We start from the raw sequence: 26973 nt of genomic DNA, 5'->3' as shown, positions 1-26973 counted from the left end.
TTTGAAATTTGACCCTCTCGTAGCTCAAATTATTGTTGCATCAAATTTTGATAACTTTACAACTAGTGATGTACGCTCGGCGTACTTAGCATTAAAAAACGATACTTCTTTGGTACCTACAATAGTTAGGCGAAGTATATATGCAGAACTCCTCAAGCTTGTTAAAAAAGGCTGGCTGAAAAAGTTGGTATCGAATAAAAAAGGATTTACACGATTCAATAAAACAGAAAACTTTAACATTGAAGTTATTAGTAAATTAGCTAGCTCTATACCTATTTCTATTGCAAAAAAAGTAGATGATAAACGCGCACTTCTGCTTAGTAAGTTAAATCATTACAAAGCAGAGTTATTATTGAATATGGGGGAGTCTGAGGCATATAAAGAACTTTACTTAGAATCGCCCGAATTAGTAGATGAGCTACAGCCACAATACAACAAAGCTAGGGACAACAACACTAGAATACTTGGCAAAATTAGAGCAATTGAAGGCTTACTGCAGCAAAACAATGCATTAGAGAAAATATGAAACTAAGACTATGGCAAGCAGAGTGCATTAATTTAGCACTTACACAATACCAGAATGGTAATAGCCACTTTTTAGCTTTAGCGACTCCTGGCGCAGGTAAGACCTTGATGGCTTCGGAATTAGCTCACCAGTTATTAAAAAAGCACATAGTCGATTTGATTATTTGCTTTTCACCGTCTTCAATTGTATCTCAAGATTTTAAGGAAAGCTTACAACTAAAAACGAATGAACGTTTTGATGGACTTATAGGCTCTAAAGGCAGAACTTTAACATATCAAAGCTTACAGTATTTAGATATGCACTTTTGGCAGTTATTTGAACGATACCGTGTTTTTGTAATATTTGATGAAGTTCATCATTGTGCAGGTTCTAATATTGACAATGCAAATGCATGGGGTGAGCAGATAATACTTAACATTCAAAATAAAGCACAGTACACATTAGCCTTAACAGGCACTCCTTGGCGTTCTGACGCTGCTCCTATTGTTCTTTCATCATATCAACAGCCTAACAATAAAATAGCGTGCGACTACGTTTACGGGCTTTCTGAGGCTATTGGAGATAATGTTTGTCGGGTTCCACAAATAGTAGCTGTTGATAATAGCCGTATTACAGTTGTGGATGACGCTGAAACCAAGACATTTAACAGCTTTAAAGCGTTATTAAGCGACTCTGGCGTTTCTTATCAAGAAATTATTGAAAATGAAGCGGTAATAAAATACATGATTTCTTCCGCTCAAAAAAAGCTGGCTTCAATCAGATTGAAAAACCCCGATGCAGCGGGGTTGATTGTTGCATCGTCTGTTGAGCATGCCCGTCAAATCTCTATGTTAATGCGAACTTACTTTGACGAGGATAGCGTTGTTGTAACCTACCGAGAAAATGAACCTACAAGTATTATTCAGCAGTTTAGGTATGCACAAACTAAGTGGATTGTTTCTGTTGGTATGATTAGCGAAGGTACAAACATCCCTCGTTTACAGGTTTGCTGTCACCTTACAAACATAAAAACAGAAATGCATTTTAGACAAATATTGGGCCGTATATTGAGGATAACAAACTCTAAAAACCAAGAAGCTATTATGTACATGCCCGCCGAACCTAAGCTTTTAGAGTATGCGTATAGGGTTAATCAAGATGTTCCATTTGAAGCTGATGTAGTTAAGTTTGAAAAGATTGAAACTGTTGCTGGAAATAATACCGTAGATGAAAATTCAAGCGATATTACTTTTAATAAACAAAGTAAAAAACCTTCCAAAACCCAGTTCGATTTTGATAACTTTGCTGACTTTTTTGAGCAGCCAGGTATGAGCAATAGGCCTGAAGCGACAGAGGAACATTTTTTAACCGGTGCTTATGAGCGAATTATTAATATATCAGGCCGCTTTCAGCAAGAGGCTATTGCTTTAGGGTTAAGTGAATTACGCTAGAATTTAAGGCCTCAAATAGAACTTTACAGGTAACATCGATTTCAGTTGCACGAGGAAATATAACTTAATTTAAGGAGTTGCAATGTATAGCTTCTCAAAAATTCATAAAAAAATAGACTTTATAGAGATTCTAACCAATAGAAAGATCTGTGAAGGTTCAAGCCATCTAGAGAAAGTTAACTTTATAAATCAAGGTGTAGATATCAAAAATGCTGAGCATTTAAGGATAGAGTTAGGCTGGGATATACGAGCATTTTCTTCAGCTATTAGAACCAGCAATAGCTCATATATACGCTATAAAAAAGAATTAAAGCCTTTAAATACCACTTTAAGTGAAAATGCATTTGAAATTGCAAAAGTCTGTTCTTTTTGTCTTGATTACTTTGAAAATATAGAACGTTTTAATATTTGGTTAAATATCCCTTCACTCCAATTCGACTCTAAAAAACCTTTAACATTTATAGATACTATAGCTGGCCGTGAATTAATTAAAAATACCGTAAACAGGCTCAAATATGGCTATAACGCCTAAGAGTAAAGTGTCTTAGGACGTAAAGCGCACGATCAACAGACTGCCAACATGAAACCAAGTTCTATCCTTTTCTTAACTTAACAAGAAGCTATCACTTTAGAGATTAAAACGTTGATTTGAGCTTATTAATGACTCAATTTTCTCTGATAGTCGCATTTGTGCCAATTGCAGTTGTTGAGCAGAAATTCTCTGACGGTCTGCTTTGAGCCTATAAGCGGACAGTCGAACGTTAGACCTGACTGTTAAATTTGTGTCATTTGCAGATCATCATTCGACCTTGATTGAATTGGTGGTAATTGTAGTATTCCGGACAATCAGCTTCTTATTGGTGAATATACAGTTCAGTAATCATTTTCAGTTGTTTTAAATTTCCAGACGAAGAGCACCGTATTTTCTGCAATACGGTGCCCAACATTCACTCCTTAGTTAATTTCGAGTGCATCATCCGATATAAAATAGGCAAAACGACCAATGTTAGGATGGTGGACGAGATGATCCCGCCAATCACTACCGTTGCAAGCGGTCTTTGCACTTCAGCGCCAGTCCCGACATTCAGTGCCATGGGGATGAAACCTAAACTTGCTACCAGTGCCGTCATCAGAACCGGACGCAATCTTGTGATAGCTCCATCAACGATTGAGTTAATCAAGTCACCTGTTTCTAGTACTCGCTGTTTAATAAATGACAACATCACTAAGCCGTTTAGTACCGCAATGCCAGAGAGCGCAATAAACCCGACTCCGGCAGATATAGACAGTGGCATGTCACGCATCCAGAGTGCGAAAACACCTCCTGTTAAGGCTAAAGGCACACCAGTGAAGATGATCAAGGCATCACGAAATGAGCCAAACACCACCACTAGTAACACAAGTATCAGGAAAAGCGTGGCCGGCACCACGATAGACAGTCGCTGACTGGCACTTTCAAGCTGTTCAAACGTGCCGCCATAATCCAGCCAGTAGCCTGCTGGTAGAGCTACCTGTTCGGTTATTTTGATTTTGGCTTCGTCAACAAAACTCCCCAAGTCGCGCTCTCTGACATTGGCGGTAACCACGACTCTGCGCTTACCGTTTTCTCGACTGATTTGATTGGGAACAGACGAATAACCCAGCGTAGCGACTTCTGATAACGGCACAAATTCCCCATCGGACGTAATAATAGGAGTGCTGTCAATGGCATCTAAGTTTGTGCGGATACCTTCATCAAATCGCACAAGCAACTCGAATCGTCTATCTCCCTCAAAAATTAAGCCTGCGGTATTACCTCCGATAGCTGACGCCAACCACTCCTGTAAATCGGCGACGTCCAATCCATAACGTGCCAACTCGACTGGCTTGGGGTTAATAGTGAAGATAGGGATATCATCGACCTGTTCAAGTCGTGCATCCGCCACGCCGTCAATTGATTGCAAAACTGTTAAGATGTCGTTTGCAGAGGCAACAAGCGTGGTTAAATCATCTCCGAAGACTTTTATACCAAGATCAGCCCTTACCCCACTAATCAACTCGTTAAAGCGCATTTGGATAGGTTGGGTAAACTCATAGTTATTACCTGTCACCGCTTGTAAGTCTCGCTCAAGGGTTTCCACGAATTCAGCTTTTGATAGGTCAGGATCAGGCCATTGCGCTCGTGGTTTTAGCATCACAAAGGTATCGGTTACGTTGGGCGGCATCGCATCGGTAGCTACTTCTGCGGTACCGGTTTTCGCAAACACTGTGAGTACCTGTTCGTATTCCATCAAGGTAGATTCAAGTGTTTTTTGCATTGCGACGGCTTGTTCAATACCTGTGCCCGGTATTCGCATGGCGTGCAGTGCGATGTCTCCTTCGTCAAGCTGGGGAACAAACTCAGAGCCTAATCGCGTTGCCAACCATAAGCTGCCCACTACCAGCACGACTGAGCCGAAAAGCACTATCCAGCGTAATTTCAGTGCAAGATTAATGATAGGACGATAGGCGGATTTAGCTGCAACAATAATGAAGCTTTCTTTCTCACTGACTTTACCTGCCATAAACATCGCGACTGCCGCCGGTACAATGGTAATGGAGAACAGCATCGCTGCTATCAGCGCCATGATGACCGTTGCCGCCATTGGTTGGAACATCTTGCCCTCAACGCCTGTCAATGAGAACAGCGGGATATACACGACAGTAATAATCAATACACCGAATAAGCTAGGACGAATGACTTCGTTGGTCGCTTGAAAAACCAGTTCTAGCCGCCCTTTTAGTGGCAAGACTCCACCTGTGCGTTTCTGAGACTCGGATAACCGCCTGATACAGTTCTCTACGATGATCACCGCACCATCGACAATTAATCCAAAATCCAATGCCCCAAGGCTCATTAGGTTGGCAGACACACCGGTATTGACCATCCCAGTGATGGTCGCCAACATCGCTAGCGGTATAACTGCCGCAGTGATGAGCGCGGCGCGAATATTGCCAAGCAATATGAACAAGATCACTATGACTAATAACGCACCTTCCACTAAATTCTTCTGAACCGTTTCGATAGCTTTATCGACCAGTAGGGTACGGTCGTAGACTGGCTCAATGACAATACCATCAGGCAAGCTGGATTGAATGTCCTTCACCTTTTTGGCTACGGATTGAGCAACGGCTCGTGAGTTTTCGCCGACTAGCATCATTGCTGTACCTAAAACGGTCTCTTCACCCTCCTGCGTTGCCGCACCAGTTCTCAGCTCCTTACCAATAGCCACACTGCCAATGTCTTTCACCGCAACGGGGACAGTATTAATGCGTTTTATTACCACATTTTCGATATCGCTAAGTGTTTGAAGTTGACCTTGTGAGCGCACCAGTATTTGTTGCCCATTTCGCTCAACAAACCCCGCCCCCTGATTGGTGTTGTTTCGCTCCAGAGCACGATGGATATCGCTTAGACTAATGTCAAAATTCAGCATAAGCTGTGGTTCAGGATTCACATGGTATTGCTTAACATAGCCTCCAATGGCGTTGACTTCAGTGATCCCCTTAACCAGTGCGAGCTGCGGTTTTACAATCCAGTCGTGTATCTCGCGAAGCGCCATTGCATTGTAAGGCTCACCATTTTTTTGCATCGCATTTTGCTTGGCTCGCAAGGTATACATGTAGATTTCGCCCAACCCAGTAGCGATAGGTCCCATTTCAGGCGCTAACCCTTCTGGTAGCTGACTTTTGATTGCGCCTAATCGCGTATTGATGAGATTACGCGCAAAATACAGATCAGTGCCTTCATCAAATACCGCTGTTACCTGAGACAGGCCGTAGCGTGATAAAGAGCGGGTGTAGGACAGGTCAGGTAATCCCGCCAGTGCTGTTTCTACTACGAATGTGATCCGCTGCTCGGTTTCCAAAGGCGAATAGCCCGGTGCTTGTGTATTGATTTGCACTTGCACGTTAGTGATATCGGGTACCGCATCGATAGGTAATTTTTGATAACTGAATATCCCCATGCCCAGCACAAGGAAGATCAACATCAGCATTATCCCTCGTCGCTCTATGGATAAACGTAATATGGATTCAATCATGTGTTCGTCCCCCAATAACTGAGACGCATGACCAAGTAAATAGCATTGAGTTATTAGTGGTCATGACCGGCCTCCGACTTTTCTAAATCGGCTTTAAACAGGTAGCTGTTCTGGCTGACAATCACATCTGCAATGTGCAGACCTGATAACACTTCAATATTGTAGTTATCTTGTTGACCTAAGGTAACGGGCACGGGACGGTATTCATCACCTTCTTTGACAAACACGACAGAAGCCCCTTCAAACTCTTGAATCGACGCTTTAGGCACCATCATGGCGACATCAAGTTTGTTGATTGTGACAAGCCCTTTGATAGCCGCGCCAACCGGCCACTGACCTGAGGTATTAGCTATTTTGGCATACGCCAATACATACGGTTTTTCATCTGGCGAGGGTAAGATATGCTGGATAGTGGTTTCTAACGATGAGCCTGCCACACTAAGTTGAACACTTTGCTGCTCTGCAATATCAGAGAGCTGTTGTGGGAAGACTTTAAGCTGTGCCCACACGTCATCATAGTTTGCGATTGAAAATAACACTTGGCCATTAGATAACTCGCCTTCATTGGCATGTCTGGCAATCACGGTGCCTGAAAACGGCGCGGCAACGGGATAACTTTTCAGGCTTTCGTTGGATTCAACTACCGCCAGTGTCTCGCCTTTTTTAACTTTTTTACCTAAATTTGCATTGACCTTGGTCACCATACCGTCGAATCGTGCACGCACATGACTCAGTGAAGCAGGGTCGGTCACGATATTTCCGTAGACAGTGGTGGTAATATTGAGACTACCCGTTTGCACACTTTGCGTCATTACGCCCATTTTTTGCGCCATGCTATCTGACATGAATACGCGTTCATCCTTATGGGCTTCCTCTTTACCATGTTCGCCTTCTGATGCTTGTATTGTGGTGCTTGAAAAAAATCCCAACGCACTGCAAACAATGAAAACTAACAGAGCGTTTTGCTTCTCATTTAATATATTTTTGTTCATTTTGTTTTTCTCGAAAAAGAGGTGTTGATCGTATCCACAAGTGGCTGTGCAGTCAGTGATTCGATATCTGCACCGCGCTGATGAGCTTGCTTCGCTGATTGAATTAAGGCTTGTTTGGCATTGAGTAGTTCTTGACGTGTACTCACCCATTCAAGGTAGCTGAATCGACCGTTGATATAGGCTTGTTCTACTAATTCCAGCGCTTGAACTAAGGGTGGGATAATAGAGTTTTGCAGTGTATGTACATTGAGCAACGCATTGTTTCTGACCATCAAGGCCATATTTAGCTGATGGTATAGGTTTTGCGTCGCTGACTCTTTTTGTTGTTCCAGCTGTGCCTGAATTGCTCGCTGCTTTTGGTACTCGCCAAGATTTCGGTCACCGGCAAACAGAGGCATACTCACGCCTGCTACAAAGGCTGTTTCATCTATGCCATTCATGCGCCTGATACCGGCCGTCCAGCTTAAATCCGATTGATTAGCTGCTTGAGTAAGGCGGACTTGGGAAGCCTGCAATCTCGAACCTTGCGTATAGACCTCAAGATTGGGACTGTCCAATAGAGTGGTGAAAAGCGCGGTTAACGAAGGAGACGATTGCAGCGCAAATAAGTCACCCTCCACATCAGTAAAAGTGGGATCTTTTTCCCCCCACATAATAGCCAGACTATTTATCATGCCTTGCTTAGTTTGCTGTGCCGTCACCACATCCAGTCTAGCTCTTGCTAGCGCTGCTTCAGCGCGTTTCTGTTCAAATGCAGGGGAAGCACCTGCATCCACGCGTCTTGTGACAGCCTGATAGGTATATCGAGCAAGTGTTTCTGCCTCTTGTTGCGCGTCAATTAACGCTTGTTGCGCCAATACATCGATGTAGCGACGTGTCACTTCAGCCAGTACATCCAAGGTGTGCACTTGTTTTTGCGCTTCGACTAAGGTGGATTGCGCCTTAGCAAACGCCTTACGTGAGTTGAGTTTATTGCCCAATTCAATGACCGACGACAATGTGAGAGTCAACTCGGTGTCCTTAATGCCAGAGACCTCGCCTGTTCCTAAGAAGTTTTCCATTTCAATGCCTACGTTGAGGGCTGGTTTGAGAGAAGCAGTTTTAATTTCTCCCTCAATCGCTTGTTGCCTATATGTGAACTCATGCAACTCGGGTGAATTCGCTAATGTTCGCTGTATGGCGCTTTGCAAGGTCATTTCGCGATTGGTGATACTGTTTGTTTGTGCTACTACCACGGTGTGTGTTGTCAAAAGAACAAGCATCGTGAAAATCACCCAAGCGTGCACACGCATAGGGCGACTCAATGAAAAATGCATCATTGTTTTATTCCTAAATTATCAAAAAAATATATATCGCCAAACTGTTGGCGAACGGTGTTTGATTAGTTCAGGGTTATGCTTTAGGTGGGCGTAGTAATTGCGTGATCGGTGCATCTATTACTTTTGATAAGTAATAGAAATTGTGATGGGTGGCAACAGAATCGAGTTCGATACCATTGGTGCTTACAATCCATTGAGCATGGGTTCCGTGACAATGGCCACAGTGGTGGCAATCAGCAGGATTGTGAGATTTATCTACGGGGACGTTATCAGCATCAGGTTGTTCGCTAGATTTTAGTTGAACCTGCGCATGTTCAGTAGCGATGTTATCGCCCAATTGATGTTCGTGTATTTCATTTAGATGTTGTGAGTCGACAGTATGAGAATCCAATGTATTGGCGACAGCAGAAAACGACTGAAACAAAATCAGCGAAATCAGCAGGTAACTTGTCACCCTTACACTAAACATATCTATCTACTCTCATCTTTTTCATATTAACAGGTAATCGAACTAAGACCAATCGACCAACCTAAACAAAGTATTTCAATCATTACATTACTCATCACGACAATCTTCATTGGCAAATTCAATTTCAATGGTAGTGTGCACAAAATCAAACTCATCAAGACCTTGGCGAAGTTCGTCTTTAAGTGTTCTCAATTGAGAAACCGAAACATCTTGTTTCAACTCCACATGTGCCGTCATGACGCTATGTTCACCGTCCAAAGACCAGATATGAAAATGATGTATATCCGCCACATCATCAAATGACATGAGTACTTTACGCACTTCCTCCATCTGCTTAGCATCGGGCGTGGCTTGCAGGAATAACAATAAGGTTTCTTTTAGATTTCTAACTACATTGAATAAAATGAATAACGTGAAGCCAATGGATAAGATAGGATCTAAAATTGGCCATGGCTTAAACATCAGCACGATCGATACGATCAGCACTGCCACCCAACCCAAAACATCTTCAAGCAAATGCCAGTTTAAAATACGTTCGTTTAAGGAATTCCCTTCGCTAAGTTTATACGCAGCAAATCCATTAACGGCGATGCCAAAAATTGACAGGAGTATCATGCCTTCGACTTGCGGCATTTCGGGTGCAGAAAGCCTTGGGATAGCTTCGAATAAGATCCATATTGAGCCAGTCGTTAACACTAACCCGTTAATCAATGCACCAAGAAGTGAAAAGCGTTTATAGCCATAGGAAAATGTATTGGTTGCTTGTTTATCACTGAGTTTATTTAAGCCCCAAGCGGTGCCAATGGATAAACTATCGCCCAAATCATGCACTGCGTCGGCCATAATAGCCGTGCTGTTTGTCAGCCACCCGCCGATAAATTCAATGATAGTGAACACGACATTCAAGAAAAATGCCCAGCCAATACGTTTTGATGCGCTGTTATCACTGTGACTGTGGTTATGATTATGCATGGTTGATTTTGTCCAATATCGCTTGATTTTCAGCACTGATTGGCAGTCGCTTAAAGGGGCTGATGTCAGTGCCACCCGTATTCCCTTTAGGTACAAGGCCGATAGCTGTTTTGGTTGCAGCACCAACTATTCTTATTACTTGTCCAAAAACGGCTCTCCAATCTTTGTTTAGAAGACCGTGTCGCAGCATTTTACAATGAATTAAACAATGATAATAAGTAGAGTGCTGACCAATTACATGCGCATCCTCCAGCGCTGCAAATGCCTGCCTCTCATTATTGTTAGACATTGCATCTGAGTAATCTGTTAATTTGGAATCGATATGTGGCTTAACCGCTTTGTTGTATGTCATAGTGGATCACCCGCTTTACCTTTCTGTACTTCGCTATTAAGTACTTCCTGCTTGGCATCTTTGAGGATCATCCACGCTCCGCGCAGCACGACAATCGACACAATACAGCCGATAACCAAATCCGGTACTCTGCTATCAAGCCATACCACTAAAACTCCGGCGATAATGACACCCATGTTGGCGATGACATCGTTGGCCGAAAAAATCCAGCTGGCTCGCATATGTACTTCGTCGTTTTTATGATTACGAATGATCACCAAGCAAACGACGTTTGCAATTAGTGCAATGAACCCCATTCCTATCATTAGTGATGAGATAGGCTCACTGCCCAAGAATAACCTTCTGGTAATATCAATAAGAATAATTACGCCCAGCAATAGCTGAAAGTAACCACTGATTTTCGCAGCTTTGGCTTTGTGAAGTATAGATTTGCCCACAGCATAAATACCTATGCCGTATACAACGGCATCCGCTAGCATGTCCATAGAGTCTGCTATTAAAGCAGTAGAGTCAGCCAAAATACCCACGGTCATCTCAACGAAAAACATCGTCGCATTGATGCCGAGCAGCCAATACAGAACCCGTTTTTGTGAGGCATCTTTGATTTCCACTTCACAGCCGCAACCACTCATTGTTCAACTCTTATTCCCAAAACTATAGGTACAGTGTAAAGTCTATACCTAGTATAGAGTCAACAACACAAAGGCACGTTTATGAAAATAGGTGAGCTATCAAAAAAAAGTGGGTGTTCTATTCAGACGATCCGTTTTTATGAAAAACAGGATTTGTTTGAGGCTTGCAATCGCAGTGAAGGCAACTACAGAATTTACGACGCATCATCGTTGAGAGCACTGCGATTCATTAAACAATGTCGCTCATTAGATTTGACCATAATAGAAATTAAACAGCTGTTGGATACAAAAAATAATCCCGATAAAAGTTGTTCTAGTGTGAACAATTTGATCCATCAACATATGGTTGACGTCACGCATCGCATTGCAGAGCTTGAGGAGCTAAAGGCTACCCTATCTGAGATAGCCTCGGCATGCACAGATGATAGAAAAGTTAAAGAATGTGGGGTATTGCAGTTGCTTGAAGAGTGATACTTATATCTACAAGTCTTGTAGTTTACGTTTGCCTAAGGTTTCATAATTGTACATGGTTCGCTAATTGATATTAGATAAAGAATAAATAGCTATGTCCGCATTTTTGGGCTAAGCAGTCGTTCGACTGAGGTAGGTCGAATGTCCGTTGATCGCTCTAAGCGGACTAGAAAAAATTTCACAAAATTTATTAATTAAATTTATTAATTCTTAAACACTAGGATGATTAAAAATTTATTGCCAAAAGAATCCTGGAATCAAATTTAGATTAGATCTATTTAATAAAGTTAGAGGGCTAGTGCTTTTTTAAATCATGCAATTAATAAAAAACTTTAGTCTCATTGTAACTTCAAGATACCTTAGAGAAGCCAGAGCAAATTGATGGCGTTTTAATTTCAGGCAGAACCAGACTCAACTACTGAGTCTGGTTCGTGCTATAAATAAGCTCGTCATCATATTTTAAATTAAAGCTGTTATTTACCTAACAAACATCCAAATACCGGCAGCTATCATAAATAAGTTTTCTGTTAGAGAGATAAACCCTAGTGGTACGTTACTGTCACCGCCTACACACGCACATTTTAACTCTCGTTTATCTATATAGACTGCTTTTATCACTGAAACAGCACCAACCCCACCTATGAATAATGAAATAGGGGCAATAATATAGGCTGGTAATCCGGCTATCATTCCAATGCCAACAAATGCTTCTAAAAATGGGTAAACATAAGCGTACCTGACTACTTTCATAGCGACTAAGTCATAGGTTATAAATGAATTAGTAAAGCTAAATAAGTCTTGAAGCTTTTGTATTGCTAACACTGCCATTGTTAGGGCTACAAACAGTTCAGCGGTTTGCATTGATAATAAGCTATTATCCGATGCAAAACTAAATGCCACACTAAGCAAAAAACTAACCGAAAAAATCGCAATCACGGGCGTGTAAGTTGTACCTTCTTGGGCTGCTTGTGGCTTATTAAAGTAATCACGTAAATCGTCGTAGCCACCTATACGTTTATTATCAATAAATGCTTGAGGTGTAGTTTCTACACTGTGTTGTTTTTTAAATTCATCTGTTTGCTCTCGAGAAGTTAAAAGCTGATCATCAACTGTATATCCCTCTCGCTCTAGTAGGTCTTTTGATTTTAAACCAAACGGACAAATATGCTCATCTGTTGCCATTCTAAAAAGTTGGGCTGATTTACTCATGCTTTACTCCTTATGTTATGCGGTTTATTTATTTATTTGAATTGAAATCTGGAACAGCTCTTAATTGTGCTTGAGCATTGGTTTGTGCAATGCCGTTTTGCTCTATATCTTTTAGGAGCCATTGCATTTCTTTTATTTCTCGCTCTTGGGCTTCAATTATATTTGTAGCTAGCTTTTGAACGCGTTTATCTTTGATTTTTGCCCTGTCACTGGTGAGTATGGCAATTGAATGATGTGGGATCATCGCCGACATCCATGAGCTATCATCAACAGTCACTTGTGAGCGAACTAAAAATAAACTTCCTGCAAATACGGCAACACTAGCAATGAGTACTGTTATATTTTTCTTTTTATCTTTATACATATTGAGCATGAAAAGTAGCATTATCACTGCCATCGTGGCTCCCATATAAAGCGCCATATAAGTACGAGTTTCACTAAAATAAACATGACTAAGTTGGTAGGTGTTCAAATACATCAATACAAACATGGTTATTGTGGATGTTGCTATCATTAAAAAAAATTTTGAATAGTGTGACATTGTATTGCTCCTTAAAAGTTTTGTATTTTGTTTTTACATGTGAGTAATTTTTACACTATCAAGCTCACAAATCAGTGTTTCCTGTTGTGTAAAATGGGTATTTAACAATTAAATCAAAAATTATGCCGTTAGGCTAAAATTGCTCGCTGGATTTACTTATGTATCTGTAGGTTTCTTCATTTGAGTTGTCAGTGAGTAGTTCAATATTATATTTGTGAAATATACCCTCCATTTCCATTCCGGGAGTGCCAATAGGCATGGCTGGTACACTTAAGCCTGTAATGTGCGGAGCGTGTTGCCCAGATAAAAACTGTTTTATATGTTTAGCGGGAACATGACCTTCAAATACAAATCCATCGGCTGACACGGCTGTATGGCATGAGCGCATATTAGGTTTTATTTGATACTGAGATTTAATCGACCCCATGTCATTAACGTTAATTGCTTTTGTTTGAATATTGTTTTCACTCAAATGAGCAATCCACTTATTACAACATCCACAATTTTTACTTTTATAAACGGTAAGCTCAATTTCAGGTTTTTCTGAATTTTCATAGATTATTGATGTTTTATGCTGTTTTTCGATACTCATTGCCGAAAATGACATAGTTAATGATAAAAAAAACGCTGAGGTAATGTAGATTACTCGCATTGTTAACTCCTTAATTAGACCAGTGAATATGAGTGATTTTCCAACCTTTATCGGTGTTTTTTAATGTGATTGATTCCATTCCCGTAGACTTAATATCTTTCCCTTTATACTTTCCTTGAGTTTTACTTCTTGAAATTGAGTAAGCTATGTCTCCATTTGTGTGAACTTGATGCTCTAGCAGTTCACTATCAACTGCACTTAAGAATTTCATATCCGCTATCATATGATGGTTCGCGTATTCATCTGCAGAACGCTCAACAATTCCACCTTCAAAAATGACGACATCGTCGGCCAGTAATTTACGGGCACCTTTGGCATCGCCTTGTTTTAGGGATGCATGAAATAAGCTAACTGCCTTTGCAGCTTCGCTATCAACATTAACAAAGACCCAGCCTTTTTTTGTGTGCTCTTCATGGGTGTGTGCGTTCACAGCAAAAGAACTAACAGCGCTAAAGATTAGTAGCAATAAAATTTTTAAATTAGAGGATTTAATTAACATACATTTTCCTTTTTTATTAATCGTTAAATAGGCGGACCAACAAGTGTTGTAAATACACTTGTTGTAATAAGTACAAATAGGGCAATTAATATTTCAACAGTGATCGAGCGTTTTAATATACTTATATGGTGTTGTTGAGTGATTTGCGGGACTAAAAAAAGCTTATGCCATGCACCTAGTAACAGCATCGCGCAGACGAGTAACAGCTTTAATAAAATTAGTTGCCCATAATTTGATGTAAACAATGCAGAAAATGACTCTAGGTACTGCAGGAGCAGAGTTAAGCCCGAAATAAGTAGTACAAATACAATAACAATAGCGAGTTGACCAAAGTAATGCATTAACCGCTTTACTTCACTGGTAGGTAGTAAAGTGCAGCTTTTGTAAAGCGGCCACAATGACCCTAACCAGCTCGCAATGGCAATAAGGTGAAAGGTTAAAATACTTTTCACTAACCCATTTTCATTTGCACTGTGCCCAGTAAAAGTGAAGCTATAAGCGATAAACCCAAGCATGATTAGTATAACGGCACCGTTTTTATAACCTGCTACGTTATCATCTGATTCCACACTCCACATACATGCGCTAATTAGAGCAATAATAAGCGCTGGTATTCTAAACGTTGCTTGGTCACCTATGACTGATTGCCAAACAATTTCAAGCATAAAGGGGTCAAACATTCCCATAAAGCCTGATTCAGCCATTGCTCCAGCTTCTATTGGTACTTGTAAAAGTGCAGCAATACTACCTGTAACTACACACGTAATTTGCCAACGTTTTAAGAACTGATAAAAGCTAATTAAGTGATGCCCTGCAACATTGCTGTTGCCACACATAAAGCGCATTAATAAAGTGCCCGCAAGCCCTGCAATTGCGATATAGCTTGCTAGTTTTAATAATAGTAAGAGTACTGACCATTCACTTAATTGCATTATGTTGCTACTTAATGATTATGTTTACTGTGGGTATTAGATTGTTCCTGCATCATTTTATGCGATTCACTTTTGTGTACCATAAATCTAAACGTATCGGTCATTTTATGTCCATCACCACCGAGTGCTGTCCATTTAACCGTGTAAGTGCCTTGGGCTAAGCTCGGCAATGACCAACTAAAGTCTGTGCTTGGGGTGGAGCTGGGTTTGAAATCAAAGTTTATTGATTTATTTTTTTCATCTTTGATGATGACTTTTGCTAGCCTTACTTCACCACCAAAAGTTAACGAAAGTTGCTCTGGACTTTTCATTAACATGGCTTCTTGCGCAGGTGTTGATTGCTTGAGTGATATATGCGCTGATGCGGAAAATGTAAGTACTAAACCTAAAATAGCTACTGCAGAATTAAAAAACTTCATAATTACCTCTTATTTAAAATGATTAAAACCAAAATTTAATACCCGCAACAAATGCGGTGTTGTTGCTACTTTGTCCACTTGATGTGGCATAGTCGGCGGTATTGCCAAATTTATTGCTCCATTCAACGCCAATATAGGGCGCAAACTGGCGTGTAAACTCATAACGAACCCTAAAGCCAATCGCGCTGCTTGATAGGCCACTTCCAAGTTCGTTTTGTTTATCGTTTTTGCCATAAAGTGTAATTTCGGCTCGCGGTTGTATAATTAGCTTTTGCGTGAGTAATAGTTCGTACTCTGCCTCTAACGTAAATGCGGTATTGCCTCGCTCACCCACGTACGCTGTCATATCAATTTCAAACCAGTAAGGGGCTAAACCTTGTAAGCCAAAAGCCAACCATTGCCGATTTTCACCTTCTTTATTGTAATCAAGACGAACACCTGCTTGAGTATCCCAATATGCTGATACGGCATGCCCCCATAAAATATCGGTTTGGTTTTCTTCAATACTTCCTTCGCTGAAATCACCCTCGGTTTTAATTACCAATCGATCAAAGGTAGTGCCGTACCATGCTTGTAAGTCAAATACACCTGCGTTGGCTTGCTCGTTATATTCAAGACGATCGCCTAGTAATGCGTAAAATGGATGCTCATCAGCGAGTGTTAATCGCTCATTGCCCTCAAGCGCATATGGGCCTTCTGTTAAAGTTGTTCCCGCAGAGTAAGCATGGGGGTCTCTTGCATCTTTAGGTGCACTTCCTCCTTGTGGTTGCATCTTAGCGCTATTCATTTGTGCCATTTCACTTTGCGCTAATAAAGGGAAACTAATTAATGAAGCCCCTGTTAACATTAATAAACCGAATGATTTAGATAGTTTTAATTGTTTCATGATACGACTACCTCTCTAAACATACCGGCATCCATATGGAATAATAAATGGCAATGCCAAGCCCAGCGACCTACATCGTGAGGGGTGGTTAAAAAGCTGATTCTTTGTGCGGGTTGAACAGGTATCGTATGACGTCGCACTTGCACATCACCTTGCTCGTTTTCTAAATCACTCCACATACCATGCAAATGCATAGGGTGCGTCATCATGGTATCGTTTTGTAAAATAACTCTTAAACGTTGGTTATGCTTCATATGCACTGGCGTGCTTTTACCAAATTCTAAGCCATCAAATGACCAGCTATAACGCTCCATGTTTCCGGTTAAATGCAGCTCAATTTCAGCTTCTGGCTCTTGCTGGTTAGTGATCCCTTCAAGTGAGTGTAAATCTGCAAGTGTTAAAACACGACGACCATTTTTACGTAAACCAATACCAGGATCATTAAGATTTGTTCTAGGCATATCAACGCGCATATCAACTGAAGCTCCATACTCCGTTTTTGCATGACGCACTTTAGAGCTGGCAACCGCTAATGGGTTTTCAGACATACCATGTTTGCTATGATCCATCGCCATTGCACCGTGGCCCATAGCGCTATGATCCATTTCTTTAGAGTTCATACCTGACATGCCTGCCATACCAGCCATTGCTGAGTGCTCACCGCCGTGGGTCATATTGCCCATCATATCGGTCATCGTTAACCATTCAACAGGGTCAAGTGCAGGTACTGGCGCATCAATATTAGGCGAGCTTGATAAAGTTCCTTTTGCGTAACCAGAGCGATCCATACTTTGAGCAAAAATCGTATAGGCATCATTTTTAGGCTCAACAATTACGTCGTAGGTTTCACCAGGGCCGAATCTAAATTCATCAACTGTCACTGGTTCAACGTTTTGCCCATCTGCTTGTACAACCGTTAGTTTTAACTCGGGGATACGCACGTCAAAAAAGCTATTACTAGAGCCATTAATAAACCTTAACCTAAGCTTTTCACCAACTTTAAATAATCCACGCCAGTTTGCCATTGGAGTACTACCGTTCATTAAAAAAGTCATTGCTGATGCAGATAAATCAGCTAAATCTGTAGGATTCATTCGCATCTGATTCCACATTTTTCGGCGCTGTAGAGCATTTGAAATACTGCTGCTTGAAACGTCATCGAAAAACTCTGGGACAGTGGGTTGATTGAAGTTAAATACATCACTCTGTACTTTTAATTTACGGAACAGCGCCATTGGGTCATCATCAGTCCAATCAGATAATTGAATAACATGCTCGTTATCTGCACTAATAATATCGTTTTCTCGCGGTTCAATAATTAATGCACCGTACATGCCTGTCATTTCTTGAAAGCCACTATGTGAGTGATACCAATATGTACCGCTTTGTTGCAGTTTAAATTTATAAACAAAGGTTTCGCCCGGCATAATGCCTTTAAAGCTGATACCTGGTACGCCATCCATTTGATACGGTAAAATAATGCCATGCCAATGAATTGAACTCGGTACTGATAACTTATTTGTTACTCTAATAGTAACGTCATCGCCTTCTTTGAGGCGCAAGGTAGGAGCGGGTATAGATCCATTGATAGTTGTCGCCATACGTACTACGCCAGTAAAGTTAACCGGCGATTCATCTATAACCAGATCAATTACTTCGCCGCTAAGTTCGGGCACAGTGCCTGTTATTGTTCCTGCTACTAAAGATGATGCAGCATGTAATACACTCGGAAAAGCAGCAAGTACACCTCCTGCAATTAAGCCTTGAACAAATCGTCTTCGTGGTGTGCTAACCTGTTGTGATGACTTTTTAAACCCCATTTCCTTACTCCTTCATAGCAGAATATGTATTGAGTATAGAAAATAGACCTGTCTTCAACATGACGCGAACATTACAAAGTTGTAATCTTGGTGTCATGTTGCTGTAGTGACAGATACTGCATAATATTTGCAGAGGTAGTTGTTAGGACTTTAATGAAGGAATTGTATGCGCTTATTAGTTGTTGAAGATGAAGCAAAAACGGGAGATTATTTAAAACAGGGACTAAGTGAAGCTGGTTTTCAGGTTTCTTTGGCGCGCAATGGTCTTGACGGTCATCACCTAGCAATGACCGAATTATTTGATGTAATAATACTTGATGTCATGTTACCTGACGTATCCGGTTGGAAAATTTTACAGTCGCTACGTGAAGCAGATAACAAAACCCCAGTACTATTTTTATCTGCTCGCGATAGCATAGACGATAGAGTAAAGGGGCTCGAACTTGGTGCTGATGACTATTTAATAAAGCCTTTTGCTTTTGCTGAAGTTTTAGCAAGAGTACGCACTCTTATTCGCCGTGGTGCAGTACAAACAGTTGACGATATACTGATCGTTGCTGATTTAGAAATGGATATTCCAAAGCGAAAAATACAACGTGCAGGCAAGCGTATTTTATTGAGTAATAAAGAGTTTAGCTTACTTGAACTATTGTTACGGCGCGAAGGTGAAGTACTGCCACGTTCGTTAATTGCTTCTCAAGTATGGGATATGAATTTTGATAGCGACACCAATGTGATTGATGTTGCCATTCGTAGGCTAAGAGCAAAAGTTGATGATGACTTTACTATTAAATTAATTCATACAGTTCGCGGTATGGGCTATAAATTAGAGGTTGAAACTGATGGCTATTAAGTCACGGCCTTTATCACTTACGATGCGTGTTGTGTTGTTTGTGGCTGTAACCGTTATTGCGTGCTTAACTTTAGTTGCCACCTTAATAAATAGTTCGATAAAACATCATTTTTTCCAGCAAGATAGTAGTGAACTGCATGTTATTAATCAATCTATTGAATTAGTTTTAACACAACACTATAAATCAAACCTGAAACTTAAAAATGAATTATCTAACGCTGTAGCGGGTCATCACGGTGTTTACTATCAGGTAAATACCGCAAAAGGAGATCTCATTTTTCAAAGCTCTGAACGAGATTTTAGTGATTTTGTAATGAGTGCTAAGGCTTCAACTGGCTTTAACCGTAACAACATTACCTCATGGCAAAATGATACCCACACCTACCGAGCTCTGGTGAGTAATTTAAGTACTGGGCAACAGCAATACAAAATTACTACAGCGATAGACATGAGCTTTCATTTACACTTTCTCAATCAATTTCAGCAAAGCCTTTGGGCCATTATGTTTGGCTCAGCGGTACTCATTTTATTGGTGGCTTGGTTTGCTATACATCAAGGATTAAACCCTTTACGAGGTTTAAGTCAGAAAATACACGATATCCAAACTAATAAAATGGATGTAAGGCTCGATGAAAATAAAGTGCCTATTGAGCTTGTTAATATGGTGCAGTCGTTTAACTCAATGCTCGACAGGCTCCAGGGTGAATTTATTCGCTTATCAAATTTTTCTAGTGATATTGCTCATGAACTACGAACTCCACTAACAAATATAATTACTCAAACACAGGTTGGATTATCTAAAAAAAGGCAGTTGGAAGAGTATCAAGAATTATTGTTTTCTAACTTAGAAGAACTTGAGCGATTAACTAAAATGGTTAGTGATATGCTTTGGCTCGCAAAAACTCAAAATGGGCTAATTAAACCCGTTCAAAACACTCTAAAAAGCCATGATGAAATTGAAGTGTTATTTGAGTATTTTGACGCTTTGGCTGAAGACTTATTGATTGCATTTGATAAAAAAGGTGAAAACCTTTGTTTTTATTGTGACAAATTACACTTTCGCCAATTATTATCAAACTTACTATCCAATGCAATTAGGTACGCCCCAAAAGGCTCATCAATCACTGTAAACAGTGAAATGACCACCGCTGAAAAAATATGCATTTCAGTGATTAATACAGGGGAGAGAATACCTTCTGAGCATTTACCTTATTTATTTGACCGTTTTTATCGACCTGATAAGTCGCGGCAACGACACAGCGACGGAGCAGGTTTAGGGCTTGCAATAGTTAAAGCTCTAGCGCAAGCAAACGGTGGAGATATAGAGGTCAGTTCAAATAATCAAACTACCAGCTTTAAAGTTTATTTAAATTTAGTTAAAAGCTAATTATTAAAACCAATAACTCAATGTTTGCTTGTAGCTCTTTGGCGAAGTTCAGCTAAGTGCCATGAGCGGTCGGTGGCAACATAGCCACTTGTTATGATTAAATTGCTGGATACTTTGGACATTCATCGCTAACCACTGACATCATAGCTTTTAACATTTTGGTTTGACCGACTCGCTTCATACTCCATAACATTGCGTAATTATGGCTTAAAGTATGAGTGTAAGCATTTTGAAGAACCATTAACTCAAGCCCCTCTGATTTGACGTAATCTGACATTCTGATTGAATATACTAATGAATCTTGGGTAGATAATTTTGCTCCATCACTCTTAACAAAATGATTAACAGCAATGCAATTAGCTATTTTTTGAACTTCTCTATTCTTAGACTTAAAGCTTTCAGATTCGAATATATTGTCTAGTTGTTGGATTATTTCATTACCTTGCATAGAAAAAGCAAATGCTGGTAGAAAAAATAATATAAATATAATATTACGCATAACTTTCCTTTAATCATAACGCCGCAATAAGCGGACTAAAATGCTGGGTCATAATGTGTAGCAAATAGAGATATAACCTACTGTTTTATTTTGAGTTTATTTTTTGGCGTTATATATCATTTACACCAGACATTTCAGCCATAAATTCCTCAAGTTTTTTTTGAAGCTCTTTGTTGGCTCTAATTGAGCGGTCATAAGCAGGAATGTAATCAATAACATTTTCATTAACTGCTTTATCGATATTTTCATTAACTTCTTTAGCTTTTTGAATACTACTAATTAATTTCTTGTCCATAAGTGTTTTATAAACATTAATCGCATACTCTTGTTTTTCTTTGAAGTCCTTAAATACATTTGGATTAGGTCTATCCATCTCGGTAGATTCATCTTCAACTTTGTGCTTTGCATACTCTAATTGTTGATAATAGTATGATGCCTGTATTACTAACGATAATGAATGACTTAAATCTAACAAAACAGTTTTGTTCATTTCCCAAATACGATCTTTTCTTTGTTTTTGAATTGAGCTGTAATGAATAGCAGTTGCAACTGCTGTAGCTAAAGCAATAAATATATTTGTTGCAACCCCAACATCAAGATTAACGTCAGTTAAAAGAAGAGAAACAAATAACACAAAGGCAATAAAAAAACCAACAATAGAACCAATAAGAAATTGAAAGTTAAACACTAATACTCCAAAGATATATAACAAGGTAAAACTATCTGGTAGAAACTGGGAAGCCCAAACAGCCTTTTGAAACCTAAAGTAAATTAGTCTTTACTAATATAGTAAGTAAACAGGCTTCTTATTAACTAAGATACTAATTAAGTGCACTAGCTCAAACTTAATCTTCAAAATGTAAACTCAAATATTAGCTTCCCCATATTGCCTTAACTTTAGAATACTCATTTAGAAATTAGCTATTTTCTAAATCAAAAAGCCTATTAGCAAAGGCATTGCGTTCCTCCAATAGGGAATCGTACATTGAATATAACTCTTGAATATGGATCATCAACATAGCAATGGTCTCTTTATCATCATTTTTTTTTGCTTGGAATAGTTTATTTTTAAGGTTTTCATTGCGCCTAAGTAACACCTCCGTCTGAGATTTTTGTTGTTCCACTAACTCTTGTTTTTTTTGTTCTTTTTTTAGGTTGTTGATCATTTCTTTAATATCTGGATGGCGGTTATATATTAAAGAGTGAGAAACTCCGCATTTATCAGCTACTTTTTTAATAGTGATCCGCTCATTACTTTGTTTAAATTCTCTTACACAAGATAATAATAGTTCTCGAGTAGGCATATTAGTTCTCGATATTTGATTTTAAATTATGAGCTAGTACTAACTTATCAATAACTTCATTTGCTGCATTTAGGTTATCTTTTAATCCAGTAAGAAGTGACTGATAACGCGCTATATCGGGTAATAATTGAATACGCTCTATTTTTCCTTCACAGCTGTGTTTGATTGCTTTCCAATAATGTAAATGTTTTGGGGTTACATAGTAAGTATCACAATATAAACAATGGGAAGGATCTGATACATTTTTTATCTTGCACCCTAATCCCTTTGTGCAATAGCCATGTGGCAATCCCCTAACGCTGTCACTATTTTTAGTCGCAAAGTCTATTAACTCTTGAGTATTATTAAAGTGAGGCTGCTGTGCTGAAGTGTAAATTACGTGATCTTCATTTGAATTAAGCTTTGTAAGAAGTTTAGAAAGTCTATCACCTCCGCCTCCTGTAATTTGAGCTTTCTTTGCTGAACCAACAATATCTTCAATAGCCTGTTTATTGACTAGTTTTTCAAAGTATTCAATCACTGTACGTAATTCATTTAACGATTCGTAACCACGCTCAGAATAAATCAATGACATCACTCGTTTGATATGCTTGAATTGATATTTAATATCATCCAGATCGCCTAAACGATTCGCAATAATAAACCATGCAAAGGTGTGTCTAAACTGGTGAGCAGTTAAATTAAAAAAATCACCAACTTTATATTTTAAGCCGCGTTTACCACTATTTTGACTAACAGATTGATAATTACAGCCCATCTTTTCAAGCTGTTCTATATCCTGAGCGGTCACTTTAATTTTGTGGCGTTCTAATGAAACTGAACCTCCTGTATCTGATCCTCTAGCTGCATGGATAAATCTAACTGTGTGACTCGTATGTTGAATCCCAAATAGACGATTATTTTCAATACCTCGTAGCAGTTTGCGAGTATCTTGTTCAGATAAGATGTTCTTATGATATTTGAGTATTAGTCTTGCTCTTTCCAAATAAACTTCGTTAACTCTACTCAATAAATTAACAGCATCATAAATGATTTGATTGGCTACCCAGTCGAGCTTTACTAAGCCCTCTGTTGTCTTAGATAAATGACTGCTTATCGTATATACAAGCTCTCCAGTCTCAACTCTTTTTGCATGACTGTGGTTTTTCAGTGCGTATGCTTCATTGTCACGCATCCCAGTAAACGCTACCACTAGAGTATAGACATGGAGGTTTAGGTCTTTTATACGCTTTTTTATCTCTCTTAAATCATTCATCAAATCTTTATTTTGTTTAATTGAGATATGGCATAACCTTTTTGCTTTACTGAACTTTATTCTGCTATTGGCTTTTGAATGAATATCAATAAACTTTTTAGAATCGTCTTTTGCCTTTTGAATGTATTCTGTTGAAGTAGAAATGATTGACTTCATAATACTCGTTGGAATTATCGAGTGCTTTAATCGGTTTTCTGTCTCATGCTTCGTAATTTTGGATAAAGTAAGTTCATCGATTAATGCTGATAAAGGCTCTTTATTGACTAGACCATAGACATATAGAAAAGTGAGTGCTTCACGAAGTGACTTAGCTGCAGACGTGTATTTACCTACATGCATACCTCCTTGTAGTTTAGGAAGGTATAGGAAATCTTGAAGAATATTCCTTAGTTTTAGCTCTTCTACATTATTTAGCTCTCGAAAGCTTTTGTATTTTTTAGATTGAAGAAAAACACAAAATGTTCTTAATGCGCGCACCCGTGTAGCTACTGAAAACCATTTATACGGTATGCTCCCCTCAACAGTACCTAAATGTAATGCAGCGATCATTATTGCTTTGAGCTCAAAATCAAACTCCATTAAGCCAGTATCAATTAAGATAGCACTTTTATCTGTATCAACTCGCTTAAAGTAATTACCCCCGAAGTACATTGGTTTGTTATGAGGTGCCTTCATATCCCATACGACTAACTTTGATAATCTTTCAATTTCTACCTTTGATAGTGGTTTGATTGAAATGCTGCAATCAACTGTAATCGCCCGTGTAATTATATCGTGAATATCAGCCAAGATTGTTTTCCTCTCTGAACATTGCCATAGATGGGCAAGCAAACTCCCAATCAGGATGTAATCCTTGTTCTTTTAATAGCATAAATCCATCTTTAACAGCTTTACTATTTCTTTGTCTTAGGTTTTCGATAATGTCATCTACACGTTGTTTTAAAATATTAATGTTTATAATCTGATCGTTACTATCATTAGGATTTTCGACTGACATCTCCATGCCCAACAAGATATAATTTCTATAACTCAAAAGTTTCCAAATATGTTCAGCATCAACAACCACCCGAAAGTATTTACACCACACACAACTTAAAAAATCTGCGCATACGTTGCTACCTTTATCACCTGTGATTTGGCGAAGTTTGCGATGCTCTTTCTCGTAACGATTTGCTTCTTTGTTATCAGCTTTAGCTGCACAAGTACCTGATGGTACTACTTGGTGCTGATTTGCAGACTCGTCGGTAATTATATGAATTTCAGATGATATTTCTTTGCCCGTAAAATAATCCCCCATTATTTTTGTTGCTTGATTAAGTGAATAGCGTGACTGGTCGGGATCAATACGAAGGTAATATGATTCAAATACGTCAAATGAATGCTTTACCGTATCTGTATATTTCTTGATGTTTTTATTTACCTCTCGGTATATATGATTAACTCCACCTTTACGTATTTTTTGTGCGACAAAATTGATACGACAGCCTGATTTTCTTAATATGCTCGATAATTGATTAACAGATGAATATTCTAGTTTGAAGACTTGACCACGCTGAGGATAGATAAATAAATATTTACCGTGCCGTGTTTGTAACCTTATATCTGCGGTTAATTCATCTCGGACAATCAACAGATCTGAAATAGCACTTTTTATGGTATCGTTTTTTAAATCCCTTTTATCAAATGAATATGTATCATTCCGATAGCCTCCTCGTGCTTTTTGAAGTACCACGGCATACTCAGTTTTATTAGATATGGGAGATACTGTTTCAATAATATCCTCGCATTCCAAATTGAGCAAAGGGTTAATATTCCAACCTGTTTTTAATATCACCTTACCAAAACACAATAAAATCTTCCGATAAACACTAGTATTTTCATCACGTAATAGCTTCTCAATGTAAAAAGCTAACTCTCTACATTCCGTCTCAGAATAGAAACTATCACTATTAAGCCGCTGATTATGCTTAGCCATTTTGGTTACTTTGATGGGATAAATATCATTGAACGGAATGTCGAACTCCCGCATTAACCAGACTAAGCTAGAGCGGTAAGTTAATGCAGTTTTGCGAGCTAATGAATTGTCATTAGCACTTGATTGTAACTCTGCAAGTAAATGTTTTTGAATGAATCCATTGTTAGTAGCAAAACCTTTAATACCATGCAAAATCAATACATCAAGATGTGCCTGTGTGAAGGAATCACTATACTTGTTTAACAAAGCCTTTAACTGCTGATAGTTATGATATACCGAAATCATTGCAATATTCTTTTGATCTATATTCGCTTTGAAGTCATTTAACAACAGAACAAAGTCATCATAAACACGCTCAGAAATAGATTTTATCGAAGTAAAGTCGCATTGGATGTATCTATTTTTATCAATACCAGGGAATAAAAGCAGGTTTTCTCTAAATAGAGATAACTTTGGAGTTTTTTGTGGATAAATACACTGACTGATTTCATAAAATAAGAAGAATATCCAGCGGGGCAGCGTTATATCATCATGCAATTGTTTAAGTAAACCTTCAGTATCAGTAAGGGTAGCTATTCCTTTATCAATTAGCTCTTTATTATGTAGGGTTGATAATGCGGATTGAAGCACAGGTAATGCGCGCTTAAAGCCTGAAAATTTATCTCTCACACTGTTATCCTTTAGATGAGAATCAACAGTGTTGCCTATAATCTTTGAATAACACTCGATATCGTTATAAAGTCTTGAAGAGATATTGTGTATGTCCGTAAAATCTATTTGGAATTGCCCCCTTATATTTATCATTTTTTGTGAGAAAGTTTTACTATCGAAATGTGCTAGCATTAGCTGAAAGTGGATTGGGTTGTATCTATCTGCTTTACTAGCTACTTTGATTAATTCAGAATTTACAGCGAAAGCTCTTAAACCGTATTCGCCAAGGGAACTTTGAAATTCTTTATTTTGAATTAACTGAACTAACGTGGCATGAGTGGATGCCTTAATACGACGTAACCTATGTTGATCTCTGTCACTGTCTACAATGTATACTAAAAAATTTTTATATTGTTCAAAAAGTAATTCAGAGGCTTCATATAATTTGGAAATATCGGTGATATAACCTTTGAGATTTACTCTGCTTGGGGGATGTAAATAAAGATCATCGTTAAATAATCTAACTAACGTAATAAAAGCATTTTTAATCCCTTTTCCTGTGCGTAGACATGTATTTAGTGATGCATATTCAAGATGATTCCATACCTGTGACTCATTTAACGCTACAAGACCTGTGCTTAAAAGTTTATGCTTAGAATCTGGATTAAGTATTTCAAGCAGCTCATCAAACCGAGTTGTGATATACCTAATTTGACAGGAAATGGTTTTTTCTGTCTTTTTCCACTTACCTTTGTTATTCATATAACGTTGATAGCAAGTGTAAATATCTTTGGCCAAACACTCACTGTGCTTTAATATTTTATCAAGCTTTATATTACCATCCGTATCAGTAAAAATTAATCGCAT

At 38.9% G+C, this 26973-nt stretch carries 26 protein-coding genes; 6 read left to right on the top strand and 20 right to left on the bottom strand.

The window, feature by feature from the left end:
• Window position 1: 1 nt before the first annotated feature.
• From H5120_RS08175 to H5120_RS08165, 3 genes are all read left to right on the top strand, one after another.
• On the top strand, window positions 2–526 hold the full coding sequence (locus H5120_RS08175; protein WP_182674065.1) for a hypothetical protein: 525 nt from the start codon (window positions 2–4) through the stop codon (window positions 524–526).
• The gene (locus H5120_RS08170; protein WP_182674064.1) at window positions 523–1956 is read left to right on the top strand and encodes a DEAD/DEAH box helicase; all 1434 of its coding nucleotides are present in this window, start codon (window positions 523–525) and stop codon (window positions 1954–1956) included. The genes H5120_RS08175 and H5120_RS08170 overlap by 4 nt, the downstream gene beginning before the upstream one ends.
• A gap of 82 nt (window positions 1957–2038) precedes the next feature.
• Window positions 2039–2488 (top strand): antitoxin Xre/MbcA/ParS toxin-binding domain-containing protein, encoded by a 450-nt coding sequence (locus tag H5120_RS08165; RefSeq protein WP_182674063.1) that lies wholly within the window; start codon window positions 2039–2041, stop codon window positions 2486–2488.
• Window positions 2489–2903: 415 nt separating this feature from the next.
• Here the strand turns inward: H5120_RS08165 and H5120_RS08160 are convergent, their stop codons facing one another.
• From H5120_RS08160 to H5120_RS08130, 7 genes are all read right to left on the bottom strand, one after another.
• Window positions 2904–6017 carry an efflux RND transporter permease subunit gene (locus H5120_RS08160; protein WP_182671364.1) on the bottom strand — a complete coding sequence of 1038 codons (3114 nt, stop codon included), beginning with the start codon at window positions 6015–6017 and terminating at the stop codon, window positions 2904–2906.
• 53 nt (window positions 6018–6070) lie between these two features.
• On the bottom strand, window positions 6071–7009 hold the full coding sequence (locus H5120_RS08155; protein ID WP_182671363.1) for an efflux RND transporter periplasmic adaptor subunit: 939 nt from the start codon (window positions 7007–7009) through the stop codon (window positions 6071–6073).
• Entirely contained in the window at window positions 7006–8328 is a 1323-nt protein-coding gene (locus H5120_RS08150; protein ID WP_182671362.1) for a TolC family protein, read from the bottom strand. Before H5120_RS08150 ends, H5120_RS08155 begins: the two co-directional genes overlap by 4 nt.
• Window positions 8329–8401: 73 nt before the next feature.
• The gene (locus H5120_RS08145; protein ID WP_182671361.1) at window positions 8402–8797 is read right to left on the bottom strand and encodes a hypothetical protein; all 396 of its coding nucleotides are present in this window, start codon (window positions 8795–8797) and stop codon (window positions 8402–8404) included.
• An 87-nt stretch (window positions 8798–8884) separates the two neighbouring features.
• On the bottom strand, window positions 8885–9769 hold the full coding sequence (locus H5120_RS08140) for a cation diffusion facilitator family transporter (protein ID WP_058549644.1): 885 nt from the start codon (window positions 9767–9769) through the stop codon (window positions 8885–8887).
• On the bottom strand, window positions 9762–10121 hold the full coding sequence (locus tag H5120_RS08135; RefSeq protein ID WP_058549645.1) for a DUF3703 domain-containing protein: 360 nt from the start codon (window positions 10119–10121) through the stop codon (window positions 9762–9764). Before H5120_RS08135 ends, H5120_RS08140 begins: the two co-directional genes overlap by 8 nt.
• Window positions 10118–10753, bottom strand: coding sequence for a cation transporter (locus H5120_RS08130; RefSeq protein WP_182671358.1), 636 nt, complete (start codon window positions 10751–10753; stop codon window positions 10118–10120). Before H5120_RS08130 ends, H5120_RS08135 begins: the two co-directional genes overlap by 4 nt.
• An 81-nt stretch (window positions 10754–10834) precedes the next feature.
• On the opposite strand from H5120_RS08130, the gene cadR reads away from it, so the two are divergent.
• Entirely contained in the window at window positions 10835–11224 is a 390-nt protein-coding gene (gene cadR / locus H5120_RS08125) for a Cd(II)/Pb(II)-responsive transcriptional regulator (RefSeq protein ID WP_182671357.1), read from the top strand.
• Between the two features lie 477 nt (window positions 11225–11701).
• Here the strand turns inward: cadR and H5120_RS08120 are convergent, their stop codons facing one another.
• The 8 genes from H5120_RS08120 to H5120_RS08085 all read right to left on the bottom strand — a co-directional run bounded on the left by H5120_RS08120 (window position 11702) and on the right by H5120_RS08085 (window position 18182).
• The gene (locus H5120_RS08120) at window positions 11702–12433 is read right to left on the bottom strand and encodes a MauE/DoxX family redox-associated membrane protein (RefSeq protein ID WP_002963060.1); all 732 of its coding nucleotides are present in this window, start codon (window positions 12431–12433) and stop codon (window positions 11702–11704) included.
• A 28-nt stretch (window positions 12434–12461) separates the two neighbouring features.
• Window positions 12462–12974, bottom strand: a complete 513-nt coding sequence (locus H5120_RS08115) for a DUF305 domain-containing protein (RefSeq protein WP_010388415.1) — start codon at window positions 12972–12974, stop codon at window positions 12462–12464.
• 133 nt (window positions 12975–13107) lie between these two features.
• Entirely contained in the window at window positions 13108–13626 is a 519-nt protein-coding gene (locus H5120_RS08110; RefSeq protein ID WP_024591412.1) for a DUF411 domain-containing protein, read from the bottom strand.
• Window positions 13627–13636: 10 nt separating this feature from the next.
• Entirely contained in the window at window positions 13637–14125 is a 489-nt protein-coding gene (locus H5120_RS08105; RefSeq protein ID WP_165723891.1) for a DUF4440 domain-containing protein, read from the bottom strand.
• 23 nt (window positions 14126–14148) lie between these two features.
• Window positions 14149–15057, bottom strand: a complete 909-nt coding sequence (locus H5120_RS08100; protein ID WP_182674062.1) for a copper resistance D family protein — start codon at window positions 15055–15057, stop codon at window positions 14149–14151.
• An 11-nt stretch (window positions 15058–15068) separates the two neighbouring features.
• Complete coding sequence (locus H5120_RS08095) at window positions 15069–15476, bottom strand: copper resistance CopC family protein (RefSeq protein ID WP_010554094.1); 408 nt, start codon at window positions 15474–15476, stop codon at window positions 15069–15071.
• A 22-nt stretch (window positions 15477–15498) separates the two neighbouring features.
• Entirely contained in the window at window positions 15499–16362 is an 864-nt protein-coding gene (locus H5120_RS08090) for a copper resistance protein B (RefSeq protein ID WP_182674061.1), read from the bottom strand.
• The gene (locus tag H5120_RS08085; protein ID WP_182674060.1) at window positions 16359–18182 is read right to left on the bottom strand and encodes a copper resistance system multicopper oxidase; all 1824 of its coding nucleotides are present in this window, start codon (window positions 18180–18182) and stop codon (window positions 16359–16361) included. The genes H5120_RS08090 and H5120_RS08085 overlap by 4 nt, the downstream gene beginning before the upstream one ends.
• A gap of 166 nt (window positions 18183–18348) precedes the next feature.
• Here H5120_RS08085 and H5120_RS08080 point away from each other — a divergent pair, with 166 nt between their 5' ends.
• Both H5120_RS08080 and H5120_RS08075 read left to right on the top strand, forming a co-directional pair.
• Window positions 18349–19035 carry a heavy metal response regulator transcription factor gene (locus tag H5120_RS08080; RefSeq protein ID WP_010388408.1) on the top strand — a complete coding sequence of 229 codons (687 nt, stop codon included), beginning with the start codon at window positions 18349–18351 and terminating at the stop codon, window positions 19033–19035.
• Entirely contained in the window at window positions 19025–20422 is a 1398-nt protein-coding gene (locus tag H5120_RS08075) for a heavy metal sensor histidine kinase (protein ID WP_182674059.1), read from the top strand. Before H5120_RS08080 ends, H5120_RS08075 begins: the two co-directional genes overlap by 11 nt.
• 97 nt (window positions 20423–20519) lie before the next feature.
• Here H5120_RS08075 and H5120_RS08070 read toward each other — a convergent pair whose 3' ends face one another.
• From H5120_RS08070 to H5120_RS08050, 5 genes are all read right to left on the bottom strand, one after another.
• Window positions 20520–20921, bottom strand: coding sequence for a hypothetical protein (locus tag H5120_RS08070; RefSeq protein ID WP_182674058.1), 402 nt, complete (start codon window positions 20919–20921; stop codon window positions 20520–20522).
• 109 nt (window positions 20922–21030) lie between these two features.
• Window positions 21031–21609 carry a hypothetical protein gene (locus H5120_RS08065; protein ID WP_182674057.1) on the bottom strand — a complete coding sequence of 193 codons (579 nt, stop codon included), beginning with the start codon at window positions 21607–21609 and terminating at the stop codon, window positions 21031–21033.
• A gap of 229 nt (window positions 21610–21838) precedes the next feature.
• Window positions 21839–22225, bottom strand: a complete 387-nt coding sequence (locus H5120_RS08060) for a DUF6262 family protein (RefSeq protein WP_182674056.1) — start codon at window positions 22223–22225, stop codon at window positions 21839–21841.
• 1 nt (window position 22226) lies between these two features.
• Window positions 22227–24269: an integrase gene (locus H5120_RS08055; RefSeq protein WP_182674055.1), complete on the bottom strand. Its 2043-nt coding sequence runs from the start codon at window positions 24267–24269 to the stop codon at window positions 22227–22229.
• Window positions 24262–26973, bottom strand: a complete 2712-nt coding sequence (locus tag H5120_RS08050; protein WP_182674054.1) for a hypothetical protein — start codon at window positions 26971–26973, stop codon at window positions 24262–24264. Before H5120_RS08050 ends, H5120_RS08055 begins: the two co-directional genes overlap by 8 nt.

It is taken from the genome of Pseudoalteromonas sp. SR43-2 (assembly GCF_014163885.1).
GTDB classification, from domain to species: domain Bacteria; phylum Pseudomonadota; class Gammaproteobacteria; order Enterobacterales; family Alteromonadaceae; genus Pseudoalteromonas; species Pseudoalteromonas distincta.
Note: the sequence above shows the minus strand (reverse complement) of the source record. Positions and strands in the feature narration are given on the sequence as shown.

Coding starts and splice junctions, on each gene's coding strand:
- H5120_RS08170 (WP_182674064.1), top strand. CDS start 523: ATGAAACTAAGACTATGGCAAGCAGAGTGCATTAATTTAGCACTTACA.
- H5120_RS08165 (WP_182674063.1), top strand. CDS start 2,039: ATGTATAGCTTCTCAAAAATTCATAAAAAAATAGACTTTATAGAGATT.
- H5120_RS08160 (WP_182671364.1), bottom strand. CDS start 6,017: ATGATTGAATCCATATTACGTTTATCCATAGAGCGACGAGGGATAATG.
- H5120_RS08155 (WP_182671363.1), bottom strand. CDS start 7,009: ATGAACAAAAATATATTAAATGAGAAGCAAAACGCTCTGTTAGTTTTC.
- H5120_RS08150 (WP_182671362.1), bottom strand. CDS start 8,328: ATGATGCATTTTTCATTGAGTCGCCCTATGCGTGTGCACGCTTGGGTG.
- H5120_RS08145 (WP_182671361.1), bottom strand. CDS start 8,797: ATGTTTAGTGTAAGGGTGACAAGTTACCTGCTGATTTCGCTGATTTTG.
- H5120_RS08140 (WP_058549644.1), bottom strand. CDS start 9,769: ATGCATAATCATAACCACAGTCACAGTGATAACAGCGCATCAAAACGT.
- H5120_RS08135 (WP_058549645.1), bottom strand. CDS start 10,121: ATGACATACAACAAAGCGGTTAAGCCACATATCGATTCCAAATTAACA.
- H5120_RS08130 (WP_182671358.1), bottom strand. CDS start 10,753: ATGAGTGGTTGCGGCTGTGAAGTGGAAATCAAAGATGCCTCACAAAAA.
- cadR (WP_182671357.1), top strand. CDS start 10,835: ATGAAAATAGGTGAGCTATCAAAAAAAAGTGGGTGTTCTATTCAGACG.
- H5120_RS08120 (WP_002963060.1), bottom strand. CDS start 12,433: ATGAGTAAATCAGCCCAACTTTTTAGAATGGCAACAGATGAGCATATT.
- H5120_RS08115 (WP_010388415.1), bottom strand. CDS start 12,974: ATGTCACACTATTCAAAATTTTTTTTAATGATAGCAACATCCACAATA.
- H5120_RS08110 (WP_024591412.1), bottom strand. CDS start 13,626: ATGCGAGTAATCTACATTACCTCAGCGTTTTTTTTATCATTAACTATG.
- H5120_RS08105 (WP_165723891.1), bottom strand. CDS start 14,125: ATGTTAATTAAATCCTCTAATTTAAAAATTTTATTGCTACTAATCTTT.
- H5120_RS08100 (WP_182674062.1), bottom strand. CDS start 15,057: ATGCAATTAAGTGAATGGTCAGTACTCTTACTATTATTAAAACTAGCA.
- H5120_RS08095 (WP_010554094.1), bottom strand. CDS start 15,476: ATGAAGTTTTTTAATTCTGCAGTAGCTATTTTAGGTTTAGTACTTACA.
- H5120_RS08090 (WP_182674061.1), bottom strand. CDS start 16,362: ATGAAACAATTAAAACTATCTAAATCATTCGGTTTATTAATGTTAACA.
- H5120_RS08085 (WP_182674060.1), bottom strand. CDS start 18,182: ATGGGGTTTAAAAAGTCATCACAACAGGTTAGCACACCACGAAGACGA.
- H5120_RS08080 (WP_010388408.1), top strand. CDS start 18,349: ATGCGCTTATTAGTTGTTGAAGATGAAGCAAAAACGGGAGATTATTTA.
- H5120_RS08075 (WP_182674059.1), top strand. CDS start 19,025: ATGGCTATTAAGTCACGGCCTTTATCACTTACGATGCGTGTTGTGTTG.
- H5120_RS08070 (WP_182674058.1), bottom strand. CDS start 20,921: ATGCGTAATATTATATTTATATTATTTTTTCTACCAGCATTTGCTTTT.
- H5120_RS08060 (WP_182674056.1), bottom strand. CDS start 22,225: ATGCCTACTCGAGAACTATTATTATCTTGTGTAAGAGAATTTAAACAA.
- H5120_RS08050 (WP_182674054.1), bottom strand. CDS start 26,973: ATGCGATTAATTTTTACTGATACGGATGGTAATATAAAGCTTGATAAA.